We start from the raw sequence: 26,366 nt of genomic DNA, 5'->3' as shown, positions 1-26,366 counted from the left end.
CGCTGTTCCCTGCTGTTCGCACGGATGGACACATAGTCAAAGGACGACAACCAGCCCCTCCCGATAAATTCCGCAATACTCCATGAGGTAATCAGGGTATCAAACAAATCCGTGAATCCCTTGCGGTTCAGCCGACAGGGGGTAGCGGTCATACCCAATTTCCTCGCCTCCGGATAACTCTTCCAAAGCTCCCGATAAGTTTCTGCCAGGGCATGATGTGCCTCGTCAATAACAATCAAATCCGGCTGTCCGTTCACAATCTTCCGGTTTCGTGACAACCACTGGATGGACATCACCCTCACACTTCCGTCCTCCCTCCCCATTCCATAACGGGAAACCGTCTCCTCTATCTGCTCCACCAGTTCCCGACGATGCGCCACAATCCATACCCGGCTACCGGAACCACACAAGAACTCCCTCACTATGGCAGCCAGCAGGTGTGTCTTTCCCGTGCCTGTAGGCATCTGTACCATCACACTCCGGTGAAGCTCCCACTCTTCAAAGAGCCTGAGCTTCATCTCCTGCTGGTAGTCACGAAGACAATCGTTCTCGCAATACATTATACGGATGCCAGTCGCTACCGACAACAAAAACAAGGAAGGCCGCATACGTTATCGCATACAGCCTATATAAATTATAAATATTTTATCTTTACAAAGAGCTTATAATATCGTCTATTCTTCTATGATCCAATCACTCAAAATATGGTTTTCCGAGTCAAAGTTTAAACCTATCTTCATCACGAGAAGTCCGCAGAGAACAAAGCGTTCGGCCCACATACATTCCCCAAAAGTGATTGCACGCCATGTTCCATTTCACACGGGAGATGGCTTTTTACGTTTTTTTTAGATGCTAACAACAAACTACAGAATAACTATTCGCCCTTGAATACGATTAGCTTTTCCATATCTTGAATAAATTGAAATGTCTTGTCAATATAAGGTATGACCTCATCCTCTGTTGCATCATACAAATCATCATAATCGCCAGATTGCCGTAATTCAAATAAACGGGACAGCAAACGACCATAACTTTTATCTAAAAGACCTTTTACTACAAACTGAGTACCTATCAAGTGAATCATACCACTGTGAAAACAAGATGCAAGACCCTTATCCAACAATAATGCAGAAGCCATATGAAATGCCAAATAATAAAAGCGGTTACCTACCAGGTTCCAAAAGCCCAATTTCGCAACTTCTTTTGCCTCGTTCAAATTACCGTAAGACTTTTGTATCCGATAATTTATAATCGCTTTTTTCTCATCAACACTCAGCATAGTACAATCCCGTCTTGTTCCACATTTTTATAAAAGAGAGAAAAATTTCGTTCCAGCCAATCTTTTAAAGTATACATTATAGGATGAATCTCCACATCAATTTTCCAACCCAATTCAAATAAAGGATAAACATACTTATCGTGATCTGCTTCTTCTAATTTTTCTTTATCAAGAAGAATCAATATATCCGAATCCTCGCGGGCATCGTTACGAACCTGAGAACCCAAAAGTACCACTCTTGCACCTGTAGGCATAACCTGCGCTATGACTTCCTTAATTGCATATAATATTTCTTCTTTTTGCTTCATCATCACAAATAGCTTTTTGTAAATATAACAAAAATTTACCATTTATGCATAAGGAACAAAATTCAAACGGGAATTCCTAATAGAATAATTTATTTTATCATTTCAGATGAATCTTGAAATAAATGCCGCCGGAGAAGTATTTGCAACGGTTCAATTCTATTACAGCGTTGATGTAGTCTTTCCAAAAGCTGTATTCCATACCTACATTCATTTGATATTTCGGTCCATTGGGATTGAATGTCAAGTCCTCTTTCACATCTGTATAACCAGGAACAACCTCAGCCATTAAATTGACACCATTAACAGCTTTTCTTATCCATGAATCATCCTCTTTCAAATGGAAACAAAAGTTCACGCCCATAGCAGGATTATTCAGTTTATTGTCGAAACGATTGCTGTATATCCACGATATGTGCGCACCTAACGTACCTATATTATCAAAATTGACATGTTTGGTTATTGCCAGATAATAACGATTCCAAAAGCCATTACCATAGTCTTGATTCTGCTGATTGGATAGGGAACCACCATTCGCCGAATCACCTATCGCATCATTGGCACCTATCACCACTTGAGGCGTCCATGGTTTCCACCAACCTTCCTTCCACACCCGTAAGCGAAAATGAAAAGAACGGTCCTGATTGGTGAACTTGCCATACGTAGATGGCACCCAATAGCCGGAGTTATTGCCATAATCCGTAGGAACTGCCTTATGACCAGTACACAGATATCCGGCTTCCAGCCAAGGAAAAATAGTTATATTGATATAATAGTTCCATGTATCATACCACCAACGGGGTACTGTAGCATGATGATTCAGCCAGTTACCACCTACCATAAAAGTCTTGTCACGCTGCATGTCGGCAGTAGGAAGATTCATCAATCCCGTCGTGCCATAATTTATTTGAGCCGTTGCCCCCTGTACTATCCACAAAAACAAACCGGCAAGACAACATCTTCCTATTTTCATATTCCTCATTCTTCGAACTTATTTTTTAACCGATACCGCTTCCACTTCTTTTTCTCTTCATGTTTCATCATCATCAACATCAATTTTACGTCCATAAAGAGAAAGTAAGTGCTACCCACCATCAATGGCAGCCACCAACCATATTCCTGCCAGACAGGCATCTCGTTTACCGCATAGTATACTCCTGCCACCCCCAGCCAAAACAGCAGGGTAAGGGCCAGCATACGTTTCCATATCAGTTTTACTGCAAAATGATAAAGGCGGAAAGAAGGAACAATCATATTTGGGAAATATTGCGTCGTGAAATCAACTTACTGATATAAAGATTCATCAGTGTCCATACGGCCACATCACAGAGGAACAGCACCGTATTGTTCAGATAGCTTACCAGAAACACATTGGAGGCACAAAACAAAAACGAAATGCATAGAATGGAAATCATCGCTTTACGCGGTGTGAATCCCATGGCAAGAAACTTGTGATGAATATGTGTCTTATCCGGCATAAAGGGGTCTTTGCCACGACGTACACGGCCTAGAACCACCCTTACCACATCCAGGCAGGGAACTAACAATACACTGAAAGATATCAATATAGCACCTTCATAATTAAAACCCGCCTCATACGTATTCATAGTGTATTGCACTGCCAGGAAACTTAATATATAGCCCAAGGTAAGACTTCCAGTATCTCCCATAAAGATTTTCCGTCCCCTGTCCGCATTTCCAAATACATTATAAAAAAAGAACGGAAGCAACACTCCCACGGTAGTAAAAGCCAGCAATGCACTCATCCATCTGTCATCAATGACAGCCAGTGTGCCAAAGACGGACAATGCTACCATACTCAGTCCCGATGCCAGACCGTCAATGCCGTCTATTAGGTTGATTGCATTGGTGATAAAAATCACGAGCACCAAGGTAAGAGGAACACCGATGAAAGGAGAAACCGCATGAATACCGAATAGCCCATAAAAATCATTGATGTACAATCCTGCCAACGGGAACATAGAAGCGGCAATCAACTGTACCAGAAACTTCTGACGATAGCGAACCCCTATCAAATCATCCGCAATACCCACAATGAACAGCAAGGTCAACCCCGTGCACATAAACAGAATTTGTACCCAATGCCGCGCTATGTCCACCAAGGAGACCCATCTTGTCATATAACAGATCCCTATCAGAAAAGTGCCAGTAAACAGGATAACGGGGAAAAAAGAAACTCCACCCAGCCGAGATACCGGTCTTTTGTGCACCTTCCGTGCGTCCGGAGTATCAAACAGACGTTTACGAAGAGAAATGATTAAAATACGGGGAATAATGATACGGGCAAGGACTACGGCTATCAGAAAACCGCAGAATACTACTACAATATTCAACATAATAAATCAGCTTGTTTTTTAAGTCTAGAATAAAATGAATGCTGCCTATGGAAGCACATAAAGCTTATAAAACCTTCATAAATAGATCTTTACAAGACAAAGTAATAAAAGTTATTTGAATAATTGACTTGCGGAATACACCCGAAGTATCAATATATATTGTTTAAACGAATCCCTAAAATTTATTATATCAATTTTGAAATGCATAAGTTTCTCCAACTCCTCTTTTATCTTTTCCAAAGTAAAAAATCAGATTTCTGAAGAGTGACAAATACATCCAAATCACTTGCCTCATCCTGTTGATTCCAAGCAAATGAGCCAAAAATCCCAAAAGGTTTAATTCCATATTTATAAGCGGAATCCTTTTTCAATCTTTTTAGAATAGATATAATTTCTATTGTACTCTTCATTTTCTTATAACTGATGTTTCTTGCAAGGAAAAGAAATAGCTTCCTGTTTTCCCAATAAAATGCAGATTTTCCTAACGGCTTACTGATTTATGCAGCAAAAGTTCTCCCACCTTATATATATACCTAATTCCCAAAAGAAACACATTGGTATAAATGCCATTTTCACGGAACGCACGTAGATGCTCTTTCATAATCCATTTGTGTGAAACTACTCCCGAAGTACTGACTCCGCCCATTCGCATCGTCACCATATCTATCGGCAAGTATTTTATGCTGATATTGCCTTTATAAATCACTCGAAGTAGAAACTCAAAATCTGCTGCAATCCGATAATCCGTCTTATAACAACCGAACTTTCCAAAATATTTCCTTCGCAAATAAAAGGAAGGATGAGCAGGCATAAAACCAAAACGCATCAGTTTCCTTTTAAACACCTTCGAAGAATAATAGCGGACGCATTTATCCAACTTATCCGGATGTACAAAATGAACATCACCATAAACGGCTGCCAAGCGGTCATCCGTTTCAAAAGCCCGTACCACCTGTGCCAGCACATCTTTTCCGGTAAAGAAATCATCCGAATTAAGAATGCCCACCACATCACCGGTAGCCATCCTGATTCCTTTGTTCATGGCATCATAAAGTCCTTTATCCGGTTCGGAGATCCATCTTAAACGCCCGTTAAACTTCGGTTCGTATTCCTTGAGGACATCGATTGTGTGGTCTTTGGAAACACCATCTACAATGATGTATTCTATATCAAGGTGAGTTTGAGAAAGGACAGATTGAAGGGTGGAAAAAAGTGTGTTGCCGCTGTTGTAAGTGACGGTAATGAGAGAGATTGTCATTCTTCTATTTGTGGTAATAATTGTCCTAAGTTTTTATTCAATCTCATGCAGCATTTAGTATATAATGCTCTTTCTGATCTTTTTGCAATTAAAGAAAAAAGCCAATCGGGCAAAACATCTTTTAAATGCTCTTTTACATTAAACATTGCAATTTTCCATTTGGGCATTTGATAATTATTCCATTGTAACGGAATGCGCCAATCTGCGCCGTACTCCCCCACCAAATACTCTTCATAATCTAACGGAACAGGAAAAGATATTCCCTTAAATTCTATTTGAGCTGTATTTATAAGATGCTTTTCTACATTTACCCAACCTGAACAAATCCTATATCCTTCCTGCCAAGGACGATAAAAATAGAAATCAATATATTCGCCTTTTCTCATAACAGAAAGAAGATCTCGTCTATCATAACGACAAACTCGAAATCCCATTTTCATCAAGTCAGGCAATATATTCCAAAGAGCATTACGGTCTTCATCGAGAAAAGCAAGATCAATATCCTCGTCATGGTCTATAAAATCATGTTCACGAACAACTCCCAACAGAGTTCCGAAAGCTAGCTGAAATTTAATCCCGTTAGCATCCAATATAGATTTAAGAAGACATAAGTTTTCAAATGCGATTTCCTTATCAATACGCTTTACACCTGGAAAAAGAGGAATGGTCTTATAACGAATAGCCCCATGAGAAGTCATAACACTAGGCATAATTTACCTCCTAATAATTTTCTTAACAGCATTCTTCCACACAAACGGGAACAGTTGCTTGATCCTATTAAACAATGTATTGTTACTATGATAAAAAGCCTTTTCAAATGGTATATAAGGAACCACATATTGCGGGTGGTTCAAAGGGAATTCTATATCCTTATGAGAAATATAACAAGAAGGAATGTTTCCTTGAGAAGTATGTGTTGCTTCAGCCCCAAAACCTATATTCGTTATCAGGCTATATTGAGGATAAATGCCAAGCATATTATGAGCTGCCATGGTAAAATACCATTGCCAGTCCCATGCACTCACATCATTGCAATCGATAGCCTTCATACGATATTTCCAATAGCGTACATCCTTTGCCTTATATCCCATATTCCTTATGATCGAATCTTCATAAGCACTCTCTCGCCAATTCATATTCAAATCCATCAATTTCCATGCGCGTTTCCAAGTAGCCCATCCGTTAGTGGATTTATATCTGCTAAATCCATAAGAATGTGGAATGGATATATTTTGTCGATAATTAGCTGCGTCAATCATTCCAATACGGTAATCATCCTTATAACGCACCAACAATTCTTCCGCAAAAGGATAAAAAGAATCTCGGAGCACACAATCATCTTCTATTATAATACCTTTATCCTCATTATCAAACAACCAATTTATGGCAGAATAAACTCCCACACAACAACCAAGATTCTCTTTTTGAAATAGAGTATGAATCTCACAATCCCAATCTACCGCTTTCAAAATAGCCTGCCGAGTATCTTCCACTTTCTTGGCTTCACCTTGTATATAAGAACGGGGACCATCACCAGCAACATAGAGTTTTTTAGGTTGTATCTTACGAATAGATTCAAAACTTTTAAGCGCAACATCTTTGCGTTTGAAAATAATAAATAGAATAGGAATGTTATACATAACTTACCGCTTTTTTATTTCATCAATACGACGTTTACATTCATGAACAGCTTTATAAAAATTTAAATTAATCTGATTCTTCAATCTTATTCTATTAAAGAAATACACAAACTCAAACAATGAAATCCTCTTTTCGAGACATTCTATCTCATCCAAATTATTTTTACGATAATAATACAACTCTGAATCTAACGTCATTCTAAACTCATCATAAGAAAAAGATCTTTCTCCTGCTAAATGGAAATAATTCATATTCTTGTCAAAAGTTATTTCATATCCACTGTTTCTCAACCTTCGATTCAAGTCTTTCTCTTCACAATACATAAAAATCTTTTCATCAAACATGCCTATTTTTACAAATGGCTGCTTGCAAATAAAAAAACACGAACCATTTATATACATATCGCGGTTATCAAACTTAGATAATTTATTATATATACGAGATTTTATAGCGCATAAAAAAGGATGCAAAAATGAATATGAAGGGTCAACATCAAACGATAAACCTTCTTTTCCTTTGTTATACCACTGTTTCATTCCCAATAAAGCTACTTCCTTATTAGAATCAAAATAGTTTACCGCTTTTTTAAACAAAGGCTCTACCATTCTTACATCTGGATTCATTATCAGAATAATATCTCCCAAACTATTCTTTACTCCCATGTTATTACCTTGACCATAACCACCATTTTTAGGATTATCTATCAATTTAGTTTGAGGATATAATCGATTAATAGACTCAAACATCAAATCTTTATTGCAACTATTATTATCTACAATTATAACTTCTAATAAATCTCCAATATCATTATAACGATAAATTGAAGATAAACAATCATAAATGTGTTTCTCTGAATTATAGGTTACAATAATAACAGAAACTCTCTTATGCATCATATATAATTCTAATAAAAAAAACAAACTGAATGGTTACAGTACATAAGTATAATAAAGCACCTGATTTTCTATCTAAATATCTTTCAAACAAAATGTATAAAAGGAAGATAGAATAAATTAGGAAATAATCGGTGATACGTGAAATTTGCTCTATAGAATAAAACAAGGCAGTTCCTAACAAACCTACTAAATAAACATTTAAAGCTTTATAATATAAAATATTATTTGTCTTATAATGGATAAAAAACCATCCGATCACAAAATAAAAAACACCTCTATACGGAATTGCATACGTTAGTTTATATAGTTCGTCTAGATAATAGGAATATTTAGCTAAATCTGTACCATCAAACATCCCAAATACAGATATAATGCCCCCCAACAATATAGAAACGACATAAGGACTTAAACGTAAAATAAATATCAAAAACAATAGATTCCAAATAATAATATATATTTTAGAAGATTTTCGTCCCCCTATCCTATATATAACACAGGCAACAATACCTAAAAAAGAAGAATAATGGAAAGACAATGCAACAACAAAAAAACATCCTGCAAAAAACAAATCTTTATAATTAAGCTGTGACTTAGATAAAAGAGAGGTTGCTAATAGTAAAATCGATAATGCAAGCCCAGCTCTGACAACTATGGCATTGTAAAACATTCCAAAAAATGAACTATAGAGAACCAAGAATAAAACTGAATTTAGCTTTTTATTATCTGGAGTATGCCATTTTCCCCAATTATTTAATGCGAAATAAATGAATACATAATTAGTCAATGCTAAGAGAAAGAAATAGCCATTAAGATTTCCTCCTGCAATCTTTTTTAAAAAATGCGTATAATATTGAAAACCCGGTTCAAATGAAAATAGCGAGATAGAAGACAAATCAAAAGCGGTAATTCCCGAATATAAAGCTGCATAGTTTTCAGTATCTTGAACAGAAAAATCACGTAATCCTATAACAACAGATAGCATGGCAGCTATTATCCAATATATTTTATTATACCACCTATGGGGAGTATAAAATGAACAGGATACGCCCAATAACAATAGAAAAAAAAGTAGAGTTAAATTCATAAGAAATTATTCTTATTCAATTTGGCGAATCACTCGACCTGGATTTCCTACAACAATTGAATTTCGAGGTACATCTTTTGTAACAACTGTATTTGCACCAATTACACTGTTTTGTCCAATCTTTACATTAGGTAAAATAACACACCCTTCTCCTATCCAAACATTATCCTCTATTATAATATTACCCTTAGAATATAATCTGCGCTCAATTGCTACCTTTTTTATATCTGTTTTATTTAATTTGCCATGAGAATGGTCAGAAATAAAAATATGACTTCCCACCAGTACATTATTACCAATTTTAAGTTGTCCTATTACGCCTATATGAACATCATTCCCCATTGCTACATTATCACCAATAATTATTGAAGGAGTATAATTTACGCCTTGATATAAATCTATCGCTTCTATCCGCCCCCGTTCACGCAAACTAAATTTGTCACCTATTAAAATATTCTTTCCACCATTTAAAATTAATGGATAACAAAAACGCCCACCTTTTCCTATTGATTTGAAATGACATCTTACAATAGAAGAATATATTACATTTCTCAGATGCCATACTTCATGCATAATTTTCTCTGTAAAAACGAAAGATAACAGAAAACCTATAAAATTCAATAAAAACCTAAACATATTTTGTTATTGTTGAAAATATATACATGCATACAGAATTCTTTAATTTGCATTGGATCAATATATACCCTACCCATGCTATAAAAGAATAAAGAATGAACCATAAAAAATTCTTTTCCATACTCCCCAAAAACATACAGACATAGACCAAAGGAAAAATAAATGAAGCACAACACGATTTTTTTAAGCACCGCCAACTTATTGAATATAACTTCAATTTATATACATAATAAACACATGTAGCAGAAACCATTATTTCACCTATTACAGAAGCCCACGCAGCACCACGAGCTCCCATGGAAGGTATTAATATAACATTAAATAAAAGATTAAAGATGACGCCACAGACTGTTGCAATCAAATATCTTGATTCAAAAGAAGCTGTTGTCATTACCTGTATCCCTAAAAAATAAGAAAAGTTACTGACTACAAATAATACTGAACATATTCTTAGGGGCAATGTAGCTTCCCCAAAAGACTGACCAAAGAAGAATAGAATAAACAAATCAGCAATACAAAGGAAATAAGCCATTAATGGCCAAGAGCAAAAATTAATAACGTCAAAAGCACAATCCAACATTTTTCTATATTCAACGACATTGCCTATATTGTTGCAATAAGACAAACGAGGTAGCATAACCATTCCCAAAGATGTCATAATAGGCATTAGTATTCTAACAGATTTTATTGCTGATGAATATATGCCCAGTTCATAGAATGAAGACATAAATCCTAACATTACTGTATCTATCATCAAATAAATCTGCATAGCAAGGGAAGAGAAGAAAAATAAAACGAGTCCTTTTAAATTTACTTTACAGTCGCTTAAATCCAATCGAATAGAGAATCCTTCTTTTATAAAAAAGTAGATGTTTATTATATAATTAATTAAAAAAGTCAGAGAGTTAAGTAGTACGTAAATAATTAAATCACTTTTGTTTTTCACTAAACATAACAATCCTATCAATAAAACTAATTTTACAAATACGGAACGGAGGGAAATCAATTTAAATTTCTCCAATCCACTATAAAACCAATTTATGTCTAATGCTGAAAAATAAAGAGGAATTCCTGCTATGAACAGCAAACACCTTATTTCGGTCAATTGTTGAATGCCAAACAGAGATAATAAAAAAATAAATGACACAAATATCGATGAAATAATATTTATTGTAAACAACCGATTAAATAATCGATTACAAGATCGTTTATTGTCTTTTAATTTAGCTATTTCTCTACTTCCAAAAAGCGTCTTGCCTAAAGCCGCAAATAACACAAAATATTCAACCAAGGTTGTTACAAAACTGAATTCTCCAATCTGATCAACGCCTAAAATCCGACTTACATATGGAATTGTAATTATTGGGAAAGCTATGTTTGAGATATTTAAGAGTATATTATATAGAAAATTTTTCTTTATTGACATAAGCTAAGCAATCATCTGTTTATACAGTAAAGAAGACTCTTATCTATTAGAAAAAATTAAAGATGCAGTCTTTCACTAGAGATCAAAACTGGCTAAAATGCTAATCAAACGATTATTTTCATCCCTATTCTTCACCGCTATACGGATATAATTCTTTCCTCCAAAAGCTTTCTTCGTCCCGCAATCCTTTATCAGGATATTCCGATCCAAAAGCAACCTACTCAACTCGGCAGAAGTATATTTACCGGTAATCTCACATAAGAAATAGTTCGCCTGAGAAGGAATCACACGCAAAAATGATATATCCTGCAAAGAAAGAAAAAAACGGTTACGTTCCTGCAAGAACTTGCCGCACGCTTTCTTGTAGTCCGATTCATATTTACCGAATATCTGCATATAAAACTCTGCAAATGAATTTATGTTCCAAATGGAAACATCCTTTTTGAGGAAAGCGACCAACGACTTATCGGAACTTGCCAATACCCCCAAACGCAGTCCGGGAACGCCATAGGACTTGGAAATACTCTTCATCACCACCAAGTGAGGATATTGTTCTAGAATTTCATTATACAGCAAGGAACTGTTCAGGCCATCCTCCGCAAAATCAACAAAAGATTCGTCCACTATCAGACGGATGGAGCGGAAACCTGCCCATTCGCACAAGGAAAGAAGCTCGGTATATGGAATGAAATTGCCGGATGGATTATCAGGATTGACTATCAACAAGGAATCTATCTTCTTGTCCGAATAATAAGACATGACATCCGAAGCCCTATAGGAGAAATCAGGATTGGAAGGAATATAGACAACCACCTCCTGCTTGTTACATCTGTTAGGATACTCTTCGAATGTGGGATATATCACACCTATGGTACCCGGCAAATATTCCATCAGGCTCTTTATTAGTTCTGCAGCACCATTGCCCACACAAACATAATCTGGGTTCACCCCAAAATATTTCCCTATCAAAAGGCTGTTGACGGACATTCCTGAGGGATATTCCGTCAGCAGGACATCAAAGTTCGCCTTGATTTCGTCACGCATACGTTGGGTAGGGAAAAAGGGGTTAACCAAATAGCAATAATCCAGCAAAGCAGGAAAACGCCAATATCCTCCATAGCGTTTCTGGTAACGGGACAATTTGATGACCGAATTCGCAAAAAGGGTCTCCGCAATGTCCAAGTCCTGAACATCGTCTATCTCATACCATTTCTGCCCGTCCAACGGCAAAGCCTTCAACTCGCACTTATCCAGCAAGGTAATTACCCGAAGGACCTGTTCATAATATTCATTGTTACCCAACGCTTTCGTATAGGCTTCCAAAAATGGAACGTAATGGGTACGTGAAAACTCCTTGCTGAACTTATAGATATTGACCGTCTTGTAATAACAATCCACATCACTGTACTTGAAAGCTTTCTTAGGAATGAAATTTACAATGTTGTTTTCATCGTCCAAACGAACCATGGTACCGTCCATCCAAGTTTCATACTTGGCGACCAAAGCCAAGTTGGGATAAGGATCATTCAATATCATCGGGAACAAAGTATCATCAAAAATCAAGTCAGATTCAATCAGCAATGTATCATCCTCTTGAAGTTCCTTTTTCGCCAAAGAAAGTGAATAGATATTGTTTGTCTTGTCATAAATGGAATTTTCGATATATTGAATAGGTAATCCCTGATAATCAAAACCTAAATATTCTTTTAATTTTTCGCCTTTATAACCGATTACTAATATGACTTTTGACAATGGAAAATGAGATAATTGTCCCAAAACACGATCTATCAATGGAATGCCATTCACTTTAACCATACATTTTGTATTATCTTTGGTCAGGTTTCCCAAACGCTTGCCCATTCCGGCTGCTAATATAATTGCTTGCATAACTTATTTATAAAGTATCATGTATTTACTAACTTCTTAATATCTAAAAGCCAACACAAAGAGGACTGATAACATTCAATCGCAATAATCTGAATTGTCAATTATTTTAGCTGACTTAGCCTTTATCTGTTTAGGCGGACTGGATGACGGCGGAACAACGCCGAAAGACACTCGGACGGAAGCACAAAAGGCTACGCTGAGAAAACTGATTGAACAACTGCATCAACGTTATCCCAAGGCACTGATTGTAGGCCATCATGACTTGAATCCGCAAAAAGCCTGTCCATGTTTCCATGTCACAGCTGAATATATAGACTTGCAACCTTAGTTGCGTCTGTAGTCTTATCTGCCATCCATCGTCCTGCAAGGAATGTATGGATGGCTTTAATTAAACTAATCAATTTTTTCAAACGGAAACGCATGAAGATAGCTCACTGCCACCGTCATATTGCCAAAAGCGAATACCAGCCTTGTATTGCGGTGCAAACGCATGATACATCCCTCTTTCCCCCGAAAGACACCACCGGTAATACGGATTCGTTGCTTTTTCTGAAGATAGTCCTCCAAAGGCCGGTTCATCAGCTCGATATTGTAAGGCATGGATTCATACAGATAGATAAATTCCTCCATCTGACGTTGAGGAATTACCGCCGCACGGTGTGTGTTATAGTCCGTCACCAGATACTGGCGGGGAAGCATGGCAGACAGAATACATTCCAACTGCCCCAAGGGAGCACATACAAACAGCCAACCGTTGCCTTCAATCCCTTTCTCATTCGTCAACGTATTCAGTTTCTGAGTGGAGCCGGTAGCAAAAGCCTCTTTCACCACCCGGGCAGAGTCACGGCGAGCGGTATATTCCTCTTTGGTATAAGCACATTGCTCGAAACGTTTCCTATGATCGGTGGCAGTGTAAGAAAACACCTTGAAGCAAAAGAATCTCTCTTCTACGGTACCTGATGGTGTACGAAGCCGAACAGCTTTCCTGCCACTGAAAACACTGATATAGCGTTTCAGTTCTTTGTTGGAAAGATACAGATAATACCAGCCGAGTTCAGGGTATTCTTTTCCTATTCCCGCCATTGGCGTGATTCCTTCATTTGACCCTAGGTCTGAGCCGGAAGCGATTGAACTGCAGAGCAGTAACTTAGGCGCTTCGCCCGTTATGTCTTGATTTGAAAGGAACGCTTGATTTTCAAGCTCCATACTATTTTCTGTTACCATCAAAACATTACTTTTTATATATGTCTTTTTGGGGTTCTCTTAGTAAGAGAACCCCATTCCGCTGCAAATGTAGTTATAATAATTCAAATACGGAAATCTTTTATTCAGGAATCAGTCTCTGATAAGGATTCTTATGATATTTGTTTGCAAATTATCCATCTCTGATTATTCGTAAATATCTTATTGTCAGCAGTATATGTCTTTTTGGGGTTCTCTTACTAAGAGAACTCCATTTTTTTTATTCTAACAGATTCATTTTCAAGATAGATCCAAGAAAGACCAAAAAGGAACACATAAATTCCTTTTCCGCACTCATTAAAAGAACAAATGATAAAACGCAAAAGCGGCCACTTACGATAAAAATCGAAAGTGACCGCTAAAAAGAGATTTATTTCTCTAATATAAGGATCTAACAGTACGGAGTTACTTCACCACAAATCCTCTCTTATCCAGATAAGCTTTGAATTTATGCAAATATTCTTCATCCGGACCATCAAAGAAGGATACACCGGATGCCCCGTTATTGTACGCTTCATCCAGCGCCTCTTCAAAATTGTCCTTAATATCACCAAACATCAGTCCGGCATATATCTTGGCACGCCCATTCACCGTTTCAACGCTTTCCTTTACCGAACGCCCGATCCATTCAGGACCTTCATAATAGAATTTATTATAAATCATCGGATAATAAGCATCCAACGTCCATTCTCCCCAATCTTGGCGCACCATCTTGCGAGCCATGGACGGCCCCGGGAACACTGCGGCAGAAATAGCTTTATGATCGGCTTTCACCGCTTTGGTAATGGCATCCACCACACGAGTGATGGCATCCAGACGGAAATTGATCCAACTCTGGTTTTCCATCGGATACTTTAACTCCAACGGATCCTGTCCTGTTTTAGCTTTAAACAATTCACGGCAGACATCACAATAACAATAGTCATATTCCGGCAACTCTTCTTTCTGCTCTATACCATAGTTTTTCCATAGGCTGACAGGCAAGATTACATCCGGCATACGGACATAATCCAGATGAACACCATCCACATAAGGCTTATGGGCTTCCTTTACATAGTCTTCTGCCAGATACTCTGCCACACCTTGGTGATTAGGGCACAAGAAGCGATAATAATCCACGTAGGCCGGTTTGTCGTGACAAGACTCGCCTTTACGGTTCACGGCATACCAGTCGGGATGCTTGTCCAGCAGTTCCCTGCGGTTCATCGTCCATTTCCAATAATGTGCCTCCAGTCCGGCTTCTTTGCAAAGACGATAAATATTTTCATTGTATCCCTCGAACATGACACCCGAAATACCACATTCTTTCAACAACGCAAACCATTTTTTCCATTCGGCATCCGAACGGTTATTCAGACGCATCCACAACCAGTTTTTAACTTCACGGGCAGGTATCTTTTCTGTCCGGAAACGTCCTTCATTATTTATCACATAACGGACTCCTTCAGCAGGATTGGTTATAGCTATCTGATAGGTGTTCTGAGTCGCTTCCACCGCAATCCGGGCATCAGCCGGAAGATCTTTCAACTCTTTATCAGTCAAAAAGAATTGTTCTGTGGCACGCAAGTAGTTATGTTGTTTACTATAATTATCCTGCTGTGCGTAGAACATAGCCCATAGCAGTTTATAGATAGCCTGATTGTACGGATAAACCAACTCATCCTGCGAGGTTCCCACTTGCTTGTCTACGAAATAAAGATATCCCCAACGGTCGGGCATGTGCATATCAATTCTTCCGGTAGGAGTCCATACCCAGTTTTCCTCAGGTCCTTTCTCCTTCAGCCACTGTACACGCGAGAAGTTGATGCGCCAGGTGTTGCCGGCCTTCAACGGATTGTTAAAGTTCATGGTCAGCGCCTGATGAGGAATGGCCATTTCCACACTCCAATACTTATCTTTATCTTTTGATTTATTCAGTGTACCTTCACAATGGATGGCGGTCTTCAATCCGGGGCAGTCCCATTGCACCATGAAATTTCCACCCGAACGATAAGGTTTGTCCAGCATCAGGTCGAAAATCACGCCACGCGCATTGGTTTCTATTTCAAAATAATTGTGTCCGTCGCTATCCGGATCGATAAATACTTCAAAGTCATTGTCATAATAGATGATGGTATCACGCTGGGTAAGACGTGCCTTGATATCCTCTTCTTGAAGAACAGCTCCTACATATAAATATTCATCATCCCACAGCATCTTGGCGGTAGTTTCATATTTGGGAGTCGGGAATCCTTCACCGCTTATATCTACAAACGGAGCGGTAGGCGCCGCCTTCTTCCAAGAACTTTCATTCAGTTTACCATCTATTTTCAACTTTCCATCCGGACGATAACATACATAAGTACGCGGTTCGGTCAGAAAACGTTCATATTGTTCAAAAAGGCTTTGTGCCATTGCCGGAAAAGTAACCAGCAGAAGCAACAGGGTATAAATAAGTTTCTTCATCTATTTTTCTGATTCAGATTAGTTATTATCTTGCACTTGTCCCACTCCACGATAGAGTTTGATCGGCCCATCCAGCAACACGGCCAGCACGGTAATCTGCTCATCCTGTACCTGTTGGGGTACATCAATATAAAGATTGCCCGGTACTGAGTTCCAATAATTTTTATTGTAGACCTTGTAATTCAACATAGCTCCGTTACCAACCACCCATATACGGTTCACTTTGTTCATCAGCCCTTTTACTTCCACCGGACCGTTAGGTTTGTAAGGGAGGTATAAATACAGAATATCCCCCGCCTTATTCAGTGTGGTATATCCCTGGAAATGCTCGGTAGGAATCCCTGCGCGAGTTTCATAAATAGCTTCTTTATGCTTCTTGGTCCATCGGCCGAACTCCTTCAACACAGCGATCTGTTCTTCAGGAATGGAACCGTCCTCTTTCGGACCGATATCCAATAAAAGATTACCGCCCATGCTCAGGCAGTCTACAAATGTACGAAGCAAGATATAGGGTGATTTATAGTTGCTGTCTGTATGCTGATATCCCCATGAATCATTCATGGTCATACAAAGCTCCCAATATTTATCCTCGGGACGCACCACTGGCACTCCCTGTTCGGGAGTAGCATAGTCGCCATATCCCTGTATGCGCGAATTGATAATCACATTCTTATTATCCGAACGGAGCAGATCTACAATACCTTTGGAATTCCAAGCTTCCGCACTTTGCTCCCAATCCCCGTCGAACCAATACAGATCCGGTTTCCAGGTTTTGTTCAGCTCCGCCAATTGTCCGAAATTGAACTTGTTGAATCTGGCCCAACGTTCAGGATCATTTTTATAACGTACTTCCGTACGGGTTTTGTTTGGGTAATCAGGATGAGACCAGTCCAATAAAGAATAATAGAAGCCAAGTTTCAATCCTTGTTTTCTTACTTCCTTTACAAAGGGAGCTATGAGATCACGTTTTGCCGGAGTGCTTTTCACGACGCTGATATCTCCTACTTTGGTATCCCATAACGCAACTCCGTCATGATGTTTGGTAGTTATCACTGTATATTTGGCTCCACTTTCTTTTATCAGATCCACCCAAGCCTTCGGATCATACTTGGAGGCTGTGAAACCTTTTTCCTGCTCCATGTATTCATCATAGGGCAGGTAGTTGTTAAAGAAGGACCAGCTTTCGGACACTCCTCTGACGGAATAAATTCCCCAATGGATAAAGATACCCAACTTGGCTTGTGAAAACCATTCCATTCTCTTGTCTTTCTGCTCGACTGTTTCATTCTGTAGCGTATCTTGTGCCCGTAAAGGAGAAGCTGCAATCAGCAGACTCAGGAACGCTAACGATAATCGGTTCTTTTTCATATATAATAGGTTTGATTAGTTAGGATAGCATATCAGTATTATTAAAATTTACAGCTATATAATGGACAAAGATAATGTATTTTTATATTTTATTCTATCTTTGCACCCCTAAAACAGAACAAATATGAGCGCAAAGAAAAAGAAACAATCCAATAGTCCCCTGAGAGTCATCATTATTTTAGTATTACTGGGACTTTTGGCATATAAACATCAATTGTTTGACGGGAAACTGCTTGAAAATATCCCCACTATCGAAAGCAATGAAGAAAAGCCAGAAATACTGACCTCGCCCCAACATGGCGGTGCATTGGAAATTCCGATGATACAATCAAGTACAGGCGGCCAGATTCTGAAACGTAAAGGATATACCCTGTCTTATAATGCCGATTACAAAACTCCACAATGGGTGGCGTGGGAACTTACTAAAAAAGAAACAAAAGGAAAAGAAGGGCGAACAAATAAATTCTTGCCCGACCCGGACGTACGTGGAGCCAAAGCATATACGGGAGATTATACAAAATCAGGATACGACCGGGGACACATGGCCCCTGCCGCCGATATGAAATGGAACAAACAAGCCATGGAAGAATCTTTTTATATGAGCAACATTTGTCCGCAAAATCCGAATCTGAACCGCGGCGACTGGAATGACCTGGAGGAAAAGTCACGCCAATGGGCAAAAAAATATGGAGCCGTGTATATTGCCTGCGGACCTATATATGATACTAAACGCCCCAAACGAATTGGCAACAATAAAGTGGCAGTCCCCCATGCTTTCTATAAAGTCATATTGATAAATGATAAGAAAAATCCGCAAGCCATAGGATTTATTTTCCCCAACAGCGCCGGACATAAGCCACTGAAGAAATATATGGTAACAGTAGACAGCGTAGAGAAAAGAACGGATATCGATTTCTTCCCTGCCCTGCCGGATGAAATAGAAAACAGAATCGAAGCTGAGTTGGTACAAGAATTACCGTAGTCTGTCACACATACGCAGGCATGAAACGATACATACGTATGTATACCCCCACACATACGTATGTGTGGGGGCACACGAACGTACGGGTTTTATTTCACTTCCAGCACTACGATAGACTTGGCAGGAAGAGTCACTTTCAAGCTCCCTTTATTGACCTTTGCTCCGGTAAATTCTTTCGGGGCAACCACATTCGGTTTCTCGAAACTATTGTAATCACCTATATTGTTAGCAGTCAGAATACGGCCGGTAACACTCTTGGCCTTTACCTCACCCAAGTTCAACTCTATTTCCTGCGATTCCTGCAAATCCACATTAGACAAGGAAATATGAATCAAACCGTTTGCATCCCGTGAAGCGGTAGCACTTACCATCGGGACAATACGGTCGTCGCGTACAATCTTGCGTTCACAGTTCAGTTCCAAAGGAAGATAAGTAGCATCCTGATGCACTTTATACATTTCAAAGACATGGTAAGTCGGTGTCAGAACCATCTTGTCGTCCTTTGTCAAAATCATAGACTGAAGCACATTGGCAATCTGGGCAATGTTTGTCATCTTGATGCGATCCGTATATTTATGGAAAACATCCAGTGTCAAAGAGGCCACGAAAGCATCGCGCAACGTGTTCTGCTGATACAGATGTCCACGGACAGTTCCCGGCTCTTCATCCCACCAGGTTCCCCACTCGTCCACCATCAAACCGATTTGCTTCTTCGGATCATATTTATCCATAATTGCCATATGCTTCTTCAGCACCGGTTCTATTTCCAGACATTTGCCCATAGTCCAATAATAATCATCATCAGTGAACTGTGTAGCCGATCCTTTGCTTCCACTCCATCCCATCACTGTATAATAATGTAAAGACACACCGGCCATACGGTGACCTACATTCTTCATCAGTACTTCTGTCCAGTTATAGTCATAATCACTGGCACCACTTGCAATCTTGAACAAGTGATTGCCATCATAGTCACGACAATAAGTGGAATAACGGCGGTACAAGTCTGCATAATATTCAGGACGCATACTGCCTCCGCATCCCCAACTTTCATTACCTACCCCAAAGAATTTCACTTTCCATGGTTTTTCACGACCGTTCTCCTTACGCAGTTTCGCCATCGGGCTACCTTGTTCGGAAGTCATGTATTCCACCCATTTCGCCATTTCTTCCACACTCCCACTTCCTACATTACCGCTGATATAAGGCTCACAACCTATCAGCTCACACAAGTTCAGAAATTCATGTGTTCCGAAACTATTATCTTCCACTGTACCTCCCCAATTGTTATTGACCATTCGGGGGCGGTTCTCTTTCGGACCGATACCATCCATCCAATGATATTCATCGGCAAAACATCCGCCCGGCCAACGAAGCACCGGCACTTTCAAGTCTTTCAATGCCTGAAGCACATCATTACGATAGCCTTGGGTATTGGGAATTTTAGAATCCTCACCTACCCACAAGCCTCCATAGATACAGGTTCCCAAATGCTCTGCAAATTGCCCGTAAATATGTTTACTGATGATTTCTTTCCCTTGCTCGGGATGTACATTGATAGTCGCTTTCTGTTGGGCAAATACCGGCATTGCAGCGAACAATGCCAAGCCCATAAGTGCATTTTTCATGATTAAAAATAAAATAATTAATTATACTATATTTGCGTTCTCGTTTTTCGTTTGGTCAAATTTACACATTTTACATCAACCGGATAGTGGACAAAATTGTATTTTTAGGGGTACAAAATCGTCAAAAGTAGAAAAGAAACGGATATTTGCCTATATTTGCATACAAAAAAGCCCGATAGACTAAAATGAATAAAAAGAAGCGTACTATTGTATGGATTGTTATCCTTATCATTATCCTGATAGGAGCAGGCGGTGCAGGAAGTATATATTATTATTTCTTTGCCAAACAATTCCAACTTACAAAAACCACCTATATTTATATAGACAGAGATGATAACCTGGATTCTGTATACCATAAAATAATCCGGAACGGACATCCTAAAAGTATGTTCGGTTTTCAATATCTGGCAGAAAAAGAGAAGTATGGCGACAATATACGGACAGGACGTTACGCTCTCAATCCATCGGACAATATGCGCTACCTCTTCCGACGTCTTTCCATGGGATACCAGACTCCCATTAATCTGACTGTACCCAGTGTACGCACCGTGGACAGATTAGTGCGGGCCGTTTCGCGCCAGCTCATGATTGATTCTCTGGATATTGCCAAATTAATTTCCGACAGTGCTTACTGTGCACAAATGGGATATACCCAAGAGACACTACCCTCCCTTTTTATTCCTAACACTTACGAGGTTTATTGGAATATGAGTGCTGACGCTTTCATGAAACGGATGCAAAAAGAACATGCTGCCTTTTGGAATAATGACAGGCTGAAAAAGGCTCAACATATCGGACTTACTCCTGAAGAAGTGTCCACCCTGGCCTCTATCGTGGAAGAAGAAACGGCCAATGGTCCCGAAAAGCCCATGGTCGCAGGACTTTATATTAACAGATTGAATAAAGGGATGTTGTTGCAAGCAGACCCGACGGTAAAATTTGGTTTACAGGAATTCGGACTGAAACGCATTCTTTTCAAACATCTGGAAGTGGATTCTCCTTATAATACCTACAAACATGCAGGTTTACCTCCGGGACCTATCCGAATCCCATCCATCCAAGGATTGGAAAGCGTACTGAACTATACACAGCATCATTATATTTATATGTGTGCAAAAGAAGATTTCTCAGGCACTCATAATTTCGCTGTCACAGCAGCCCAGCATCAAGCTAATGCAAGACGCTATCAACAAGCGTTAAACCGGCGAAAAATAAAATAAAAGGAGCGGACTATAGGTCCGCCCTCCCAATGGATTATTTAATGTGTATCTATAAATCTTTCAGCAACCTTCCTTTGTATTGTCCTTTTTTCCCGGTCATCTTTCCATATTCCACTGCATGTACCGGACAAACATGGTAACAAGCCAGACATTGAGTACAGTTACCTCCCCAAACGGGACGATCCGTCACTGTTATATTGCCCACAGGACAAACCTTCTCACACTTCTTACAACCAATGCAGGCTTCCGTTGCATGAAAAGGCTTGGGAGACATCAGAAAAGCATTGAAAAGAGGGCGCAGCAAATAGGATTTAGTAAATGGAAGCGCACCTTCATGACAATTATATTGTTTCATTTGAGCCCTTGATGTAATTTCTTCGTTGATAAAACGCACACGGGCAACAGCATTCTGTACTTTCTGGGTTTCTATATCTTTATCATCTACATCAAAACCGGGCAAAGAAACATACGTATTCGGCATAGTAACCGAATAGCCGGCAACACATTGCCAACCTTTCCGGGTAACGGCAGAAGAAAAAATTTGTGCAGTCCGGCCTGTATCATCTCCGCAAGTACAGACAAAGAAAAGGTATCCCGGCTTATCCAACTTTAGCTGATGAATAAAACGAAGTACTATCTTGGGAGGTCCCCATGCATATACAGGAAAAACAAAACCTACTTTTTCCCCTTCTTTCAGCTTATACGCTTTGTTCCTGTCTATTTCCATAGCTATGGACAACAATTCCTCATTCTGTCCTTCCGCCAGCTGCCTTGCCACCCAAGCCGAATTACCTGTACCTGAAAAATAAAATATCATATCCGTACTATTTTTATAAAAAGAAGCGATGCTAATCTTTTGAATTAGCATCGCCTTATAATGAAGCCGCACCAGTGATGCGATGAAACTCCGAATGACAGGTTTTGAGTGCTCTCCTCCTTTGTAATCCACCGGCATAAATGCTACCCGAAGGCGTGGCCCGCCATTGGAAGATGAAGCTATGTCTCGGTTTTCAGATTAGTTTGATGAGTTTCCCAATCCAACTAATGCGGCTCGCTTTTCATCTCTTTCCGTATGACAAATATACGTCCTTTTTATGATATAAACAAGAGTATAGCAGAATTTGTTTGTTAAAAATAATAAGCAAGAAAATAACTCTCTGTAATTCTGCTTATTGTTGTTTCCATTTATTAAGGAAACATCACAAGGCATCCGCAATAAAAAAGAGCAACCTCGTAGAGATTGCTCTTTCATAAATCTTTATATCGCCGTTTACAGAAGAATTAAGCAGCTTTTGCTTTAGCAACAATTGCTTTGAATGCTTCCGGATGGTTCATAGCTAAATCAGCTAACACCTTACGGTTGATTTCGATACCTGCTTTGTGCAATGCACCCATCAATTTAGAATAAGACATTCCTTCTAGACGAGCGGCAGCGTTGATACGCTGAATCCACAAAGCGCGGAAATTACGTTTCTTGTTCTTACGGTCACGGTATGCGTAGGTCAAACCTTTTTCCCAAGTGTTTTTTGCTACTGTCCATACATTCTTTCTTGCACCAAAGTAACCTTTGGTAAGACCTAAAATTTTCTTTCTTCTTGCTCTAGAAGCAACATGATTTACTGATCTTGGCATAGTTTTAATTCTTTTTGAATGTTAGCGCCACTGTTTCACACGGTGAACTTAAAGCTAAAGACATTCGGTTAATACTTTAAATAATACGTTTACGCTTTCGTTGTTTTTAGATTACTTCATGCAAAGCAATTCCTTAACCTGATCCAAGTTAGCATTAGCTACTAGACCTGAGTGTACAAGGTTTCTTTTCTGCTTTTTAGTCTTCTTAGTCAAAATATGACTGTGAAAAGCGTGCTTTCTTTTGATTTTACCTGTTCCGGTAAGAACGAATCTTTTTTTAGAACCGGAGTTAGTCTTGATCTTTGGCATCTTGTTTTTAATTTTAAATTATTATTCAAATGGTGGTAACGCACTATACCGGCGCGTTACGCACTCTTTTTTTATTCTTTTGTTTCTACTGCCTTTTTCGGATTTTCCTTTTTAGCAGTATCCGTTTCTGCCTTCTTCGGAGAGCCCGCTTTCTTCGGAGCCAAAGAAATAGTCATTCTCTTACCTTCCAACAAGGGCATCTGCTCTACTTTTGCATATTCTTCCAAGTCATTCGCAAAACGAAGCAACAATACTTCGCCTTGTTCTTTGAAAAGAATGGAACGACCTTTAAAGAACACATATGCTTTCACCTTGTCTCCGTCCTGCAAGAATCCGATGGCATGTTTCAACTTGAAGTTGTAGTCATGATCATCTGTTTGAGGTCCGAAACGGATTTCCTTTACGTTTACCTTTACCTGTTTAGCCTTTTGTTCCTTTTGACGTTTCTTTAATTGATAAAGAAATTTAGAATAATCAATAATTCTACAAACTGGAGGAACAGCATTGGGTGAAATTTCAACTAGGTCAGCCTCATGATCCTCAGCCATTTTTAAAGCTTGAGCTATCGGATAAACTGCCGATTCTACATCGTCGCCCACAATGCGGACTTCTTTGGCACGAATCTGTTCATTGATTCTGTGTTGCCCTTTTAAACTGTCATTCTTCATTAAAAAACTTTTAGTTCCTGTTTGTTTCTTCTTATTTTAATTAGTATTTCTTTATCTTAACGCAAAAGAATACATAAAGGTTTAACAATGCGCTCTTTTGCAAACGGCTGCAAAGTTACCATTTATTTATCATATTAGAAACTTCTTCGGCAAGATTTTTTCCGAATTCTTCTATTTTCATGGTTCCTTTGTCGCCTTCGCCCTGCTTGCGGACTGCAACTTCACCGTTTTCAGCTTCTTTCTCGCCTACAATCAACATGTAAGGAATACGCTTCATTTCATTGTCACGAATCTTACGGCCGATTTTTTCATTACGGTCATCCACAATAGCACGAACATCGAATTTTCTCAGTTCCGCTTTCACTTGTTCCGCATACTCATTGAATTTCTCAGAAATAGGCAGAATAGCTACCTGGTCAGGAGTCAGCCACAGCGGGAATTTACCGGCAGTATGCTCAATCAATACGGCAACAAAACGTTCCATTGATCCGAAAGGCGCACGGTGAATCATTACCGGACGATGCTTTTGGTTATCTGAGCCCATATATTCCAACTGGAAGCGTTCGGGCAAGTTGTAGTCTACCTGAATTGTTCCCAATTGCCAGCGACGACCGATAGCGTCTTTCACCATAAAGTCCAATTTAGGACCATAGAATGCAGCCTCACCATATTCCACTTTCGCAGTCAGGCCTTTTTCTTCGCAAGCTTCAATAATGGCCTGTTCGGCTTTTTCCCAATTCTCATCGCTACCGATGTACTTTTCGCGGTTCACCTTGTCACGAAGAGAAATCTGAGCTTCCACATTCTCAAAATTCATAGACTTGAACACAATGTTGATGATATCCATCACGCGAAGGAATTCTTCCTTCACTTGGTCGGGACGACAGAACAAGTGAGCATCATCTTGTGTAAAACTGCGCACACGGGTCAGTCCGTGCAATTCACCACTTTGTTCGTAGCGGCATACGGTTCCGAATTCCGCGATACGCAACGGCAGGTCCTTATAAGAACGTGGAGAATTCTTATAAATCATACAGTGATGAGGACAGTTCATCGGTTTCAGGAAATATTCTTCCCCTTCTTCGGGTGTATGAATAGGCTGGAACGAGTCCTTACCGTACTTAGCGTAGTGTCCGGAAGTGATATACAGGTTCTTGTTGCCAATAGGCGGACACATTACTTCCTGATAATCATAACGGGCCTGGATACGGCGCAAGAAATCCTGCAAACGGATACGCAAGGCAGTACCTTTCGGCAACCACATGGGAAGTCCCTTGCCCACCATATCGGTAAACATGAACAAATCCATTTCCTTACCTATCTTACGATGGTCGCGTTTCTTGGCTTCTTCCAGCATTACCAGATATTCGTCCAGCATTTTCTTCTTCGGGAAAGTTATACCATAAATACGTGTCATCTGCTTGCGGTCTTCCTGTCCTCTCCAATAAGCACCGGCTACAGAAAGCAGCTTGATAGCTTTGATAGGAGCGGTAGAGGTCAAGTGAGGACCACGGCAAAGGTCGGTAAACGCACCTTGTGTATAAGTGGTGATGTGTCCATCCTCCAGTTCGGAAATCAATTCACATTTATAAGTCTCACCTCTTTCACCGAATTTCTTCAACGCATCCTCTTTAGCGATGCTCTGACGCACCAATATCTCTTTCTTTGCAGCCAACTCGGCCATCTTGGCCTCGATAGCGGGTAGATCTGCTTCCTTAATGATTGCTTCACCCGGGTCTACATCATAGTAAAAACCGTTTTCAATGGCCGGACCGATACCAAACTGAATGCCCGGATAAAGTTCTTGCAATGCTTCGGCCAGCAAGTGGGCACTAGTATGCCAGAAAGCATGTTTGCCCTGTTCGTCTTCCCATTTATAAAGAACGAAGTTTGCATCTTCATTGATAGGGCGAGATAAATCAATCGTTTCACCGTTCACGCCACAAGCTAAAACATCTTGTGCCAGCCGTGAACTGATACTTTCTGCAATCTGCAGACCAGTAACTCCTTCGTTATATTCGCGAACGGAGCCGTCGGGGAATGTTATCTTTATCATAATCTTCTATTTATATTCTATCTTGAGGATGCAAAAATAACGAAATC

26 protein-coding genes and 1 pseudogene are annotated in these 26,366 nt (G+C 39.4%); 3 read left to right on the top strand and 24 right to left on the bottom strand.

Features of this window, described 5'->3' with window-relative positions; all coding sequences use genetic code 11:
- From RE317_RS07350 to RE317_RS07280, 15 genes are all read right to left on the bottom strand, one after another.
- Window positions 1-608, bottom strand: a 608-nt coding sequence (locus RE317_RS07350; protein WP_272216582.1) for a DEAD/DEAH box helicase, incomplete at its 3' end; no start/stop codon positions are given.
- Between the two features lie 266 nt (window positions 609-874).
- On the bottom strand, window positions 875-1,279 hold the full coding sequence (locus tag RE317_RS07345) for a HEPN domain-containing protein (protein WP_008671408.1): 405 nt from the start codon (window positions 1,277-1,279) through the stop codon (window positions 875-877).
- On the bottom strand, window positions 1,273-1,590 hold the full coding sequence (locus RE317_RS07340) for a nucleotidyltransferase domain-containing protein (protein WP_008671410.1): 318 nt from the start codon (window positions 1,588-1,590) through the stop codon (window positions 1,273-1,275). The genes RE317_RS07345 and RE317_RS07340 overlap by 7 nt, the downstream gene beginning before the upstream one ends.
- 94 nt (window positions 1,591-1,684) lie before the next feature.
- Complete coding sequence (locus RE317_RS07335) at window positions 1,685-2,566, bottom strand: YjbH domain-containing protein (RefSeq protein WP_008671413.1); 882 nt, start codon at window positions 2,564-2,566, stop codon at window positions 1,685-1,687.
- On the bottom strand, window positions 2,563-2,838 hold the full coding sequence (locus RE317_RS07330; RefSeq protein WP_007832269.1) for a hypothetical protein: 276 nt from the start codon (window positions 2,836-2,838) through the stop codon (window positions 2,563-2,565). The genes RE317_RS07335 and RE317_RS07330 overlap by 4 nt, the downstream gene beginning before the upstream one ends.
- Entirely contained in the window at window positions 2,835-3,941 is a 1,107-nt protein-coding gene (locus RE317_RS07325; protein ID WP_008671415.1) for an MraY family glycosyltransferase, read from the bottom strand. Before RE317_RS07325 ends, RE317_RS07330 begins: the two co-directional genes overlap by 4 nt.
- Before the next feature lie 227 nt (window positions 3,942-4,168).
- On the bottom strand, window positions 4,169-4,351 hold the full coding sequence (locus RE317_RS07320; protein WP_007832265.1) for a nucleotidyltransferase domain-containing protein: 183 nt from the start codon (window positions 4,349-4,351) through the stop codon (window positions 4,169-4,171).
- Window positions 4,352-4,422: 71 nt separating this feature from the next.
- Complete coding sequence (locus tag RE317_RS07315; RefSeq protein ID WP_007832264.1) at window positions 4,423-5,199, bottom strand: glycosyltransferase family 2 protein; 777 nt, start codon at window positions 5,197-5,199, stop codon at window positions 4,423-4,425.
- A complete protein-coding gene (locus RE317_RS07310) occupies window positions 5,196-5,909 on the bottom strand; it encodes a LicD family protein (RefSeq protein ID WP_007832263.1) in 714 nt (237 codons plus the stop codon). Before RE317_RS07310 ends, RE317_RS07315 begins: the two co-directional genes overlap by 4 nt.
- 3 nt (window positions 5,910-5,912) lie before the next feature.
- On the bottom strand, window positions 5,913-6,839 hold the full coding sequence (locus tag RE317_RS07305; RefSeq protein WP_007832262.1) for a hypothetical protein: 927 nt from the start codon (window positions 6,837-6,839) through the stop codon (window positions 5,913-5,915).
- 3 nt (window positions 6,840-6,842) lie between these two features.
- Window positions 6,843-7,736 carry a glycosyltransferase family 2 protein gene (locus RE317_RS07300; protein ID WP_007832260.1) on the bottom strand — a complete coding sequence of 298 codons (894 nt, stop codon included), beginning with the start codon at window positions 7,734-7,736 and terminating at the stop codon, window positions 6,843-6,845.
- Window positions 7,726-8,820 carry an EpsG family protein gene (locus RE317_RS07295; RefSeq protein ID WP_008671422.1) on the bottom strand — a complete coding sequence of 365 codons (1,095 nt, stop codon included), beginning with the start codon at window positions 8,818-8,820 and terminating at the stop codon, window positions 7,726-7,728. The genes RE317_RS07300 and RE317_RS07295 overlap by 11 nt, the downstream gene beginning before the upstream one ends.
- Window positions 8,821-8,832: 12 nt before the next feature.
- On the bottom strand, window positions 8,833-9,393 hold the full coding sequence (locus RE317_RS07290; RefSeq protein WP_032939798.1) for a DapH/DapD/GlmU-related protein: 561 nt from the start codon (window positions 9,391-9,393) through the stop codon (window positions 8,833-8,835).
- A 55-nt stretch (window positions 9,394-9,448) separates the two neighbouring features.
- Entirely contained in the window at window positions 9,449-10,882 is a 1,434-nt protein-coding gene (locus RE317_RS07285) for a flippase (RefSeq protein ID WP_007832255.1), read from the bottom strand.
- A gap of 75 nt (window positions 10,883-10,957) precedes the next feature.
- Window positions 10,958-12,769, bottom strand: coding sequence for an aminotransferase class I/II-fold pyridoxal phosphate-dependent enzyme (locus tag RE317_RS07280; protein ID WP_007832253.1), 1,812 nt, complete (start codon window positions 12,767-12,769; stop codon window positions 10,958-10,960).
- A gap of 130 nt (window positions 12,770-12,899) precedes the next feature.
- Here RE317_RS07280 and RE317_RS07275 point away from each other — a divergent pair.
- Window positions 12,900-13,097, top strand: a pseudogene (locus tag RE317_RS07275) (hypothetical protein); the annotation flags it as partial.
- A gap of 65 nt (window positions 13,098-13,162) precedes the next feature.
- On the opposite strand, the gene RE317_RS07270 reads toward RE317_RS07275, so the two are convergent.
- The 3 genes from RE317_RS07270 to RE317_RS07260 form a co-directional block, all read right to left on the bottom strand.
- Window positions 13,163-13,993 carry a hypothetical protein gene (locus RE317_RS07270; protein WP_007832249.1) on the bottom strand — a complete coding sequence of 277 codons (831 nt, stop codon included), beginning with the start codon at window positions 13,991-13,993 and terminating at the stop codon, window positions 13,163-13,165.
- 423 nt (window positions 13,994-14,416) lie between these two features.
- Window positions 14,417-16,456: a sugar-binding protein gene (locus tag RE317_RS07265; protein ID WP_005851394.1), complete on the bottom strand. Its 2,040-nt coding sequence runs from the start codon at window positions 16,454-16,456 to the stop codon at window positions 14,417-14,419.
- Window positions 16,457-16,474: 18 nt separating this feature from the next.
- Entirely contained in the window at window positions 16,475-17,824 is a 1,350-nt protein-coding gene (locus tag RE317_RS07260) for an alpha-L-fucosidase (RefSeq protein ID WP_005847124.1), read from the bottom strand.
- Between the two features lie 124 nt (window positions 17,825-17,948).
- On the opposite strand from RE317_RS07260, the gene RE317_RS07255 reads away from it, so the two are divergent.
- Window positions 17,949-18,806, top strand: a complete 858-nt coding sequence (locus tag RE317_RS07255; protein ID WP_005847122.1) for a DNA/RNA non-specific endonuclease — start codon at window positions 17,949-17,951, stop codon at window positions 18,804-18,806.
- An 89-nt stretch (window positions 18,807-18,895) separates the two neighbouring features.
- On the opposite strand, the gene RE317_RS07250 is transcribed toward RE317_RS07255, so the two are convergent.
- Window positions 18,896-20,419, bottom strand: a complete 1,524-nt coding sequence (locus tag RE317_RS07250; RefSeq protein ID WP_005847120.1) for an alpha-N-arabinofuranosidase — start codon at window positions 20,417-20,419, stop codon at window positions 18,896-18,898.
- A 200-nt stretch (window positions 20,420-20,619) separates the two neighbouring features.
- On the opposite strand from RE317_RS07250, the gene mltG reads away from it, so the two are divergent.
- Window positions 20,620-21,654: an endolytic transglycosylase MltG gene (mltG, locus tag RE317_RS07245; protein ID WP_008671429.1), complete on the top strand. Its 1,035-nt coding sequence runs from the start codon at window positions 20,620-20,622 to the stop codon at window positions 21,652-21,654.
- Window positions 21,655-21,703: 49 nt separating this feature from the next.
- Here mltG and RE317_RS07240 read toward each other — a convergent pair whose 3' ends face one another.
- From RE317_RS07240 to thrS, 5 genes are all read right to left on the bottom strand, one after another.
- Complete coding sequence (locus RE317_RS07240) at window positions 21,704-22,471, bottom strand: EFR1 family ferrodoxin (protein ID WP_005851391.1); 768 nt, start codon at window positions 22,469-22,471, stop codon at window positions 21,704-21,706.
- A 464-nt stretch (window positions 22,472-22,935) separates the two neighbouring features.
- The gene (gene rplT / locus RE317_RS07235; RefSeq protein WP_005847114.1) at window positions 22,936-23,286 is read right to left on the bottom strand and encodes a 50S ribosomal protein L20; all 351 of its coding nucleotides are present in this window, start codon (window positions 23,284-23,286) and stop codon (window positions 22,936-22,938) included.
- Between the two features lie 111 nt (window positions 23,287-23,397).
- Window positions 23,398-23,595, bottom strand: a complete 198-nt coding sequence (rpmI, locus tag RE317_RS07230; RefSeq protein WP_005851390.1) for a 50S ribosomal protein L35 — start codon at window positions 23,593-23,595, stop codon at window positions 23,398-23,400.
- Between the two features lie 71 nt (window positions 23,596-23,666).
- The gene (gene infC / locus RE317_RS07225) at window positions 23,667-24,263 is read right to left on the bottom strand and encodes a translation initiation factor IF-3 (protein ID WP_005847112.1); all 597 of its coding nucleotides are present in this window, start codon (window positions 24,261-24,263) and stop codon (window positions 23,667-23,669) included.
- A 115-nt stretch (window positions 24,264-24,378) separates the two neighbouring features.
- Window positions 24,379-26,319 carry a threonine--tRNA ligase gene (thrS, locus tag RE317_RS07220; RefSeq protein ID WP_005847110.1) on the bottom strand — a complete coding sequence of 647 codons (1,941 nt, stop codon included), beginning with the start codon at window positions 26,317-26,319 and terminating at the stop codon, window positions 24,379-24,381.
- Between the last annotated feature and the right edge of the window lie 47 nt (window positions 26,320-26,366).

Source organism: Phocaeicola sp. GP0067, from assembly GCF_031119655.1.
Lineage (GTDB): Bacteria > Bacteroidota > Bacteroidia > Bacteroidales > Bacteroidaceae > Phocaeicola > Phocaeicola vulgatus.
The sequence above is the reverse complement of the archived record's forward strand: the minus strand, read 5'-3'. Positions and strand labels throughout refer to the sequence as shown.

Coding starts and splice junctions, on each gene's coding strand:
- RE317_RS07345 (WP_008671408.1), bottom strand. CDS start 1,279: ATGCTGAGTGTTGATGAGAAAAAAGCGATTATAAATTATCGGATACAA.
- RE317_RS07340 (WP_008671410.1), bottom strand. CDS start 1,590: ATGATGAAGCAAAAAGAAGAAATATTATATGCAATTAAGGAAGTCATA.
- RE317_RS07335 (WP_008671413.1), bottom strand. CDS start 2,566: ATGAGGAATATGAAAATAGGAAGATGTTGTCTTGCCGGTTTGTTTTTG.
- RE317_RS07330 (WP_007832269.1), bottom strand. CDS start 2,838: ATGATTGTTCCTTCTTTCCGCCTTTATCATTTTGCAGTAAAACTGATA.
- RE317_RS07325 (WP_008671415.1), bottom strand. CDS start 3,941: ATGTTGAATATTGTAGTAGTATTCTGCGGTTTTCTGATAGCCGTAGTC.
- RE317_RS07320 (WP_007832265.1), bottom strand. CDS start 4,351: ATGAAGAGTACAATAGAAATTATATCTATTCTAAAAAGATTGAAAAAG.
- RE317_RS07315 (WP_007832264.1), bottom strand. CDS start 5,199: ATGACAATCTCTCTCATTACCGTCACTTACAACAGCGGCAACACACTT.
- RE317_RS07310 (WP_007832263.1), bottom strand. CDS start 5,909: ATGCCTAGTGTTATGACTTCTCATGGGGCTATTCGTTATAAGACCATT.
- RE317_RS07305 (WP_007832262.1), bottom strand. CDS start 6,839: ATGTATAACATTCCTATTCTATTTATTATTTTCAAACGCAAAGATGTT.
- RE317_RS07300 (WP_007832260.1), bottom strand. CDS start 7,736: ATGATGCATAAGAGAGTTTCTGTTATTATTGTAACCTATAATTCAGAG.
- RE317_RS07295 (WP_008671422.1), bottom strand. CDS start 8,820: ATGAATTTAACTCTACTTTTTTTTCTATTGTTATTGGGCGTATCCTGT.
- RE317_RS07290 (WP_032939798.1), bottom strand. CDS start 9,393: ATGCATGAAGTATGGCATCTGAGAAATGTAATATATTCTTCTATTGTA.
- RE317_RS07285 (WP_007832255.1), bottom strand. CDS start 10,882: ATGTCAATAAAGAAAAATTTTCTATATAATATACTCTTAAATATCTCA.
- RE317_RS07280 (WP_007832253.1), bottom strand. CDS start 12,769: ATGCAAGCAATTATATTAGCAGCCGGAATGGGCAAGCGTTTGGGAAAC.
- RE317_RS07270 (WP_007832249.1), bottom strand. CDS start 13,993: ATGGTAACAGAAAATAGTATGGAGCTTGAAAATCAAGCGTTCCTTTCA.
- RE317_RS07265 (WP_005851394.1), bottom strand. CDS start 16,456: ATGAAGAAACTTATTTATACCCTGTTGCTTCTGCTGGTTACTTTTCCG.
- RE317_RS07260 (WP_005847124.1), bottom strand. CDS start 17,824: ATGAAAAAGAACCGATTATCGTTAGCGTTCCTGAGTCTGCTGATTGCA.
- RE317_RS07255 (WP_005847122.1), top strand. CDS start 17,949: ATGAGCGCAAAGAAAAAGAAACAATCCAATAGTCCCCTGAGAGTCATC.
- RE317_RS07250 (WP_005847120.1), bottom strand. CDS start 20,419: ATGGGCTTGGCATTGTTCGCTGCAATGCCGGTATTTGCCCAACAGAAA.
- mltG (WP_008671429.1), top strand. CDS start 20,620: ATGAATAAAAAGAAGCGTACTATTGTATGGATTGTTATCCTTATCATT.
- RE317_RS07240 (WP_005851391.1), bottom strand. CDS start 22,471: ATGATATTTTATTTTTCAGGTACAGGTAATTCGGCTTGGGTGGCAAGG.
- rplT (WP_005847114.1), bottom strand. CDS start 23,286: ATGCCAAGATCAGTAAATCATGTTGCTTCTAGAGCAAGAAGAAAGAAA.
- rpmI (WP_005851390.1), bottom strand. CDS start 23,595: ATGCCAAAGATCAAGACTAACTCCGGTTCTAAAAAAAGATTCGTTCTT.
- infC (WP_005847112.1), bottom strand. CDS start 24,263: ATGAAGAATGACAGTTTAAAAGGGCAACACAGAATCAATGAACAGATT.
- thrS (WP_005847110.1), bottom strand. CDS start 26,319: ATGATAAAGATAACATTCCCCGACGGCTCCGTTCGCGAATATAACGAA.